Origin of the sequence: Haloprofundus salinisoli (genome assembly GCF_020097815.1) — an archaeon.
GTDB classification, from domain to species: Archaea; Halobacteriota; Halobacteria; order Halobacteriales; family Haloferacaceae; genus Haloprofundus; species Haloprofundus salinisoli.
This window is the reverse complement of the sequence record NZ_CP083664.1, coordinates 350,277-356,276: the sequence shown is the minus strand read 5'-3', so window position 1 is coordinate 356,276 and position 6,000 is coordinate 350,277. Positions and strand designations below refer to the sequence as shown.

4 protein-coding genes and 1 pseudogene are annotated in these 6,000 nt (G+C 54.6%); 1 reads left to right on the top strand and 4 read right to left on the bottom strand.

The window, feature by feature from the left end; translation table 11 throughout:
- Positions 1–298 precede the first annotated feature (298 nt).
- From LAQ73_RS17365 to LAQ73_RS17355, 3 genes are all read right to left on the bottom strand, one after another.
- A complete protein-coding gene (locus tag LAQ73_RS17365) occupies positions 299–1,597 on the bottom strand; it encodes a tyrosine-type recombinase/integrase (RefSeq protein ID WP_224270952.1) in 1,299 nt (432 codons plus the stop codon).
- Between the two features lie 576 nt (positions 1,598–2,173).
- On the bottom strand, positions 2,174–3,307 hold the full coding sequence (locus LAQ73_RS17360; protein WP_224270951.1) for a citrate synthase: 1,134 nt from the start codon (positions 3,305–3,307) through the stop codon (positions 2,174–2,176).
- 749 nt (positions 3,308–4,056) lie between these two features.
- Positions 4,057–4,611, bottom strand: a complete 555-nt coding sequence (locus tag LAQ73_RS17355; protein ID WP_224270950.1) for an NAD(P)/FAD-dependent oxidoreductase — start codon at positions 4,609–4,611, stop codon at positions 4,057–4,059.
- A 61-nt stretch (positions 4,612–4,672) separates the two neighbouring features.
- Between LAQ73_RS17355 and LAQ73_RS17350 the strand changes: the two are divergent.
- Positions 4,673–4,843: pseudogene (locus LAQ73_RS17350) on the top strand (RNA-guided endonuclease TnpB family protein); the annotation flags it as partial.
- A gap of 147 nt (positions 4,844–4,990) precedes the next feature.
- On the opposite strand, the gene LAQ73_RS17345 reads toward LAQ73_RS17350, so the two are convergent.
- Positions 4,991–5,803, bottom strand: a complete 813-nt coding sequence (locus LAQ73_RS17345; protein WP_224270949.1) for a PHP domain-containing protein — start codon at positions 5,801–5,803, stop codon at positions 4,991–4,993.
- Between the last annotated feature and the right edge of the window lie 197 nt (positions 5,804–6,000).

Here is a 6,000-nt window from a genome sequence, read left to right as displayed (position 1 = left end):
ACACTCGCTGAACACCAATTCTCGAATATTCTGTGAGTGGACATCACGAACAGACATCCTGGCAACCTCTGATGTGCGCACGGTGTGTTATTCATGAATACATGTACTGCACTCAATTCATGAATACATCCACTGAACACACTCTATGAACACAATCCACGAATGCCCTCTATGAACATCGACCTTGTATATAGTCCGTGAACGTACTCTATGAACGTACTGTATGACTGCATCCCATAAACGACACAACGACGTGTGTCGGATGGATTCGACTCAGCCGGACTTCATCGGACATCGGTCAAACTTCATTAGTTTCGAACGCTTCGGCTAACTGTTCGCGCATGTACTCACGTCGAAGGTGACGCGCTCGGGAGTCCGAGAGATAGTTCTGAAGGACGACTTCGGCGCTCGAACTCCCTTGCTCGGCGGCGATCTCGTCGAGGCTCCCGAGCACCACGTCGAGCGACGCGGAGTAGGCGTCGTACCAGAATCGACGACCCATCTTCGGGACGGGTGAGACGCCGTCGATCTCGTCGGGCAACTCTGCACGTTCGGCCAACTCGGTAAATCGGTTCCAGACCGTCCACCGAGAGATGTGCTTGCGAGACGCGTGCGGGGACGGAAACAGATAGCCGCTCCAGTCTTCGCTGTCGGCTCTGGCCGCGAGACGACGGTCGAGTTCCGTCCGTCCGTACAACAACGACACCTCACCGGGTCCGTTCTTTCGCTCTCGGAAATCGATATACGGGACGTCGCCGTCGGGAACGTCAACGACGAACTGATCGATGTGCAGTCGTGCGACTTCGTTCGGTCGGAGTCCCCACGCACAGAGTGCGAGCACGAGCAAGCGTTCTTCGTGGTCGCCGGCAGCCTGGTAGAGCGCTTTCACGTGCGTGCTCGACAGACACGGCGTATCCGACGCTTCGCCGTTGTCCGACCGAGACCAGTCGAACTCGTCGTCGAGTCCGTCCGCCGGGTTTACGCTCGCCCACTTTCGGCGGATGAGGTGTGCGTACCAGTTCGAGACGGCGAGGTGAATCCGACGTTTGGTCTGTGGACTGTCGAGTTCGGCGTGGAGTCGGTCGAACGCCGCCCAGCAAGCGTCCACGGCTTTGTACGCGGGAACGTCGCTCTCGCGGGCGATTGGTGTCACCAGATCGTCCGTCTCGTTTACGGTTCGATACGCCTCGATATATCGGTTCAGTCGGTAACGAAGCGTCTCGATCGACGATTCGGCGAGTCCTTTGCGCTCTCGACGCGACGAGAGAAATGACTCGACGGCTTCGAGCGTGCGTTCGTCGTCGGTCGCCCACTCGTAGACGGTGTCAGCTGCTTCAAGGTTCAGGGTCTCGGTCCAAAACTGCGCAAACGTCTTGTCGTGATACTCACGAAGCGCGTACAGCAGCGGTCGGAGCCCCTGTGATCGAAGCCACTGGTGTGTCGGCTTCTCTCGCCGTGGATTCTGCCCGTCTGCCTCCAGCAACGGGGCGACGACTGCCCAGTAAGCGTCGACGAGTTCGTCGAGATCGAGAAGCGTCCACTGGATGTCGTCGATATCTTCCAACTCGTGTTTGGATGCGCCGAGGGACTCACTCACGGTCGCGCTCCTCCTCTCTTCGGCGTCGGCCAACCAGTTTTCGGGGGTAGCAGCCTCGCTGCGCGGAGCTACGTTCTAAGACGGGCATTTTCGGATGTTACGCCTATTCAGACAGATTGCGTATATATTTTGGGTTCTAACAGACTCTCACGGTCTGTGTGAACACCAATTATCGACGGATACATCAGTGGAAATGGCGATAAATTCTATTCTGCAATATACAATCTGCCTTTAGAAGCCCCACACAGTCTCGGAGGATGGCCCAGATTCAGAACAGACTTCGTTTTCATTGGAGAGATCCGCTTCAGGATGAGATCGTTTACGTTGAGATTCGATAGCTCTGGCCCGTCACTTCCAGATAGAGGAATAGTTTGAGCACTCCATGGAACAGGTAGGGGCAGCATGCCACTCTGGGTAACTATCAATGAGTTTGTCGAACGGGCCGTCCAGAGAACTAAGTGCCTCACCGAGGGTACGCTGCTTACGGAGATGGCTATGGAGTTCAATTCTAACGATGTATGTATCAGTCAGACGATTCGTTGACGATCATTTGCCTATTAAACGGTATGATGTTGGCTAGCGGTTATCTGCTGGGGTCCAAGACCGGTCATGGTCACCAACGTAGATAGACACAGGGCGAATTATCTTGTTATCTGCTGCCTGCTCAAGGCAATGAGCCGTCCAACCACCGACTCGTGACACGGCGAAAGTGGTCGTAAACAACTCCTGTGGGATGGCAACTCCATACAGAAGCACAGCCGTGTAGAACTCAACGTTTGTTTCGAGTTTTCGGTCAGGCTTGTGGTCGGACAGTCGGCTGACCGCAGTCTCTTCGAATTCTTCGACAAATTCGAAGAACGCTTCGTCACCCGATCCGGAATAGAACCGTTCAGCGGCGCGGGAGAGGACCTCTGCACGGGGATCGCGCGTACGATAGACTCGGTGTCCAAAGCCCATAAGTCGCTCACCGGAGTCGAGTTTCTCCTGCACATAACCCTCCGGGTCGCCAGATTCGTGTACTGTGAGGAGCATCTCCAAAACCGGTCCAGGCGCTCCACCGTGAAGCGGTCCCTTTAGTGACCCTACTGCACCCGTTACCGCTGAAACGAGGTCTGAATCGGACGACGCGATAGACCGAGCGACGAAGGTGGATGCATTCAGCCCGTGGTCAACGACCGTATTAAGGTAGGTTTCGAGCCCTCTCACAGCTGCGGGGTCAGGCTCTTCGCCGGACAGCATATAGAGGTAGTTTGCAGCGTGGCCGAGGTCGTCACGTGGTTGTACCGGCTCTTCACCTGAGCGATATCGCGAATACGTCGTGACGATGGTTGGGATCACACTCACCAGTCGCTTGGCGTGGTCCGGCGATTCCGTCGAGTCGAAGCCAAGATTGGCTGCGGCCACACCCATTCGCAGAGCGTCCATCGCGTCCGCGTTTTCTCGCGCCGCCTGTCGAAGCACCTGTTCGACTTCCTTGGAGATTTTCCGATAGCCAGCGAGTTCCGCGCAGAACGATTCGAGTTCCGATTTAGTTGGGAGTCGGTCGTTGAACAACAGGAAAACGCTTTCCTCGTAGATCGCGTTCTTGGCAAGTTCATCAACAGGGTATCCCCCGATAGTGAGTTCACCAGCCTCGCCGTCGATAGCACTGAGCCGTGTTTCCGCGACGGCGATGCCTTCTAATCCTCGGTGGAGCTCTTGGTCAACCATGTTAATCCGTATAGAGAGACGGAAGAATTGGATATAGGGCTTTGGAGAAGGCCGTTTCTCCTCTACTGGCAATCACCATCCAACACAGGAACACGATCAGACATTGGACTGAGTGTTCTCGTAGCTTCCTATCCCTTCAGAAGATGGCCAGAGACAATTTTTATCGGCGGTTTTCGAGTAGTTCTCGGGCTATGAAATACTCTCAATACTACCGGGGAAATCTGCTTCCCCTCTCCGATTGTCCTCTCGTGGACATTCCAGCGGCGAATATACGCCAATAGAACGACTCAGGGGCAATGAACCGTTCGTCGCGAACACTGCCGTTCCATTTCCTTCGTTGATACCCCGTACAGCAACCGTATTGCGTGCGACCCTTGCTCAACACGGACCGACAGACGTTCAATCGCGACGTTCTGACTAGCATTCCCTATCTTCTCGATTACGTTTTGCTCAGCGCTGAATGACCGCTTTGGAATCAGGTAGCTCACGCCGAGATTCGACAGTGTCTGATACACCGATTGCGTGTCGAACTGTGCGTCACAGAGTACCGTTTCCTATCCGAACGTATTCTTGGACTTGCTGGACGAGTCAACGATGTTGCAATTATTTGGGTTAGTAGCCACCTCTTCGTACAAAACTGTGACAGCTATTTCACCAATTCCCAGGGCTAATAGCCAGAGTGGGATTCTTGATTATCCTGCTCTGAAAGCGAGTATTGTCTCAAGTCCGAGTGAGATTCTAGAGTAGAGTCACTCCTCGTCAGGTGTATCGAAGTCGTGGACAGGTTCACCTGCCTCGTTACTTAGGATCTGGAGGGCAGCTGCGCCACCATCTCCAGCGGAGATGATTGCTTCCCACTTTTGGTCGCGGATCATTGATCCGACTGCGAAAGCGTTCTCGATGCTAGTCCGCATGTTCAAGTCGACGTCGACGAGACCCTCCTCGGTGATCTCACAACCAAGCTGTTCCGGAAGTTCAGTGGCTGTACCGGTCGCGAAAACGACGTATGTGGCGTCGTACTCACCGTCGTCGGTTCTTATGGTGAAACCGTCTTCATCTTGCTCAACGTCGGTTACCTCCTCCCCAATGCGAAGATCAGCATCGAAGCGTTTGACTTGGTCGCGGGACCTGTCTATGAACTCTGTCCCCCCAATTTCTTCAATAGCAAGGTAGTTATATAGCTTAGCCTTGTGCATCCACGTTTCGTCAGTGTCGAAGACGGCGGTTTCAAGCCCATCCTTCGCGGTAAACAGTGCAGTACTGAGACCGGCGGGGCCTCCGCCGACGATTACAACATCTGACATCGAAGGAAATCTGCCCGCAATGCGGATAAGTCTTTTAGCCAAATCTTAGCTGTAGTCTCGAGTGAACGGCGCGGTGAATATTGCTGACCGCTATTTCAGCGGAGAGAGTCGTTCCAGAAAATACGAGAACGACGATGACTTAGCTGAGGATGAGGCGCGTTTGACCGCGCCACAAGACAGCCAAGCTGATGCCGACACTCAGCAGGTGACGCGTGGAACGTATGCGTCTTGAAACCGTAGGTTCGGGTGAACACTCGGCCTGAAATTCCGTGGTGGGATTCCGGCGTCTTCAGGCGCGGGAGAGGTCAAGACGGAGGAAATCGAAACAATGCTTAATGGGTGGACCGATAGTGAGACGTACTCCATCCAGGATGATATTTTATGCTCCAAATCCGCCTACATCGAGTAACCGCTCGTACTCCGACTTGGTCAGCCCTGTCTGCCCAAGGTCCTTTTGGTGAGCGTCGCTTCCACCGGTAATGAGGAGGTTGTGCCGTTCGACCGTTCGTATGTCGCAATCGGAGTGGCAGGCGGTATTGGAGGCCGAATACGGGTAGCGAGATTCCACCGCGTCGAGTCGAGTAGCCAGACCAAGCACTGCATCGGGGTCGCTGTAACGGTAAGGGTGTGCGAGGCTGACTACGTTGCACGCTTCGGAAAGGAGTGAAACCCCTCTCTCGAACGAGGGAACTTCGCGTGGTACGTGACAAGGGCCGCTATCACCGATAAGTTCGTCAAACGTGTCCTGGTATGAAAGGTCTGTCTCAGAGTGAGCATCGATCGCGCGGGCGATGTGTGGTCGACCGGTGCCTTCGTGGACTTCTATATCGAGCGCGATATCCAGTTCACGCTCAACTAGTTCGACGATGCGTGCGCCGCGGGTCTTACGGTTCGCCTGAAGGCGGTCGAGTTCGGCACAGAGCGCGGGTAATTCCGTCACACCGTACCCGAGTAAGTCGATTCGCTCGGAGAGCGATTCAACCTCGACGCGAAGTTCGATGCCGTGGATAATGTCGATGCCATCGACTCGCACAAGCGGCGCGTCCAGCTCGGGTTGGATTCTATCGTGGTCGGTGATGGCGACAGCGGTGATGCCTGCTTTAGCCGCTGCAGCTGGAATCTCATCGAGAGCGAGTTCACCGTCAGAGTTCGTTGTGTGGACGTGCAAATCCGCGTAGATCGATCCTTCCATAGTTCATTAATTACCGCTTCTGTATTGGAGTTCTACTACCATTAGCCTACGTGGTTCTTCGGTAGTATTCCATCAACGACATTGTAGACGGTAACGAGGGCAACGCTGACCCGACGCGCGACCGATTGTTCCTACCGCTAGCTTTGATCTCCTCAACGACCCCGACCGAGATTTCGAGCTACCCACCAGAATCATTT

Bases quoted from the DNA above. Each gene is read 5' to 3' on its own strand.
- LAQ73_RS17345 (WP_224270949.1), bottom strand. From the start codon at position 5,803: ATGGAAGGATCGATCTACGCGGATTTGCACGTCCACACAACGAACTCT.
- LAQ73_RS17355 (WP_224270950.1), bottom strand. From the start codon at position 4,611: ATGTCAGATGTTGTAATCGTCGGCGGAGGCCCCGCCGGTCTCAGTACT.
- LAQ73_RS17360 (WP_224270951.1), bottom strand. From the start codon at position 3,307: ATGGTTGACCAAGAGCTCCACCGAGGATTAGAAGGCATCGCCGTCGCG.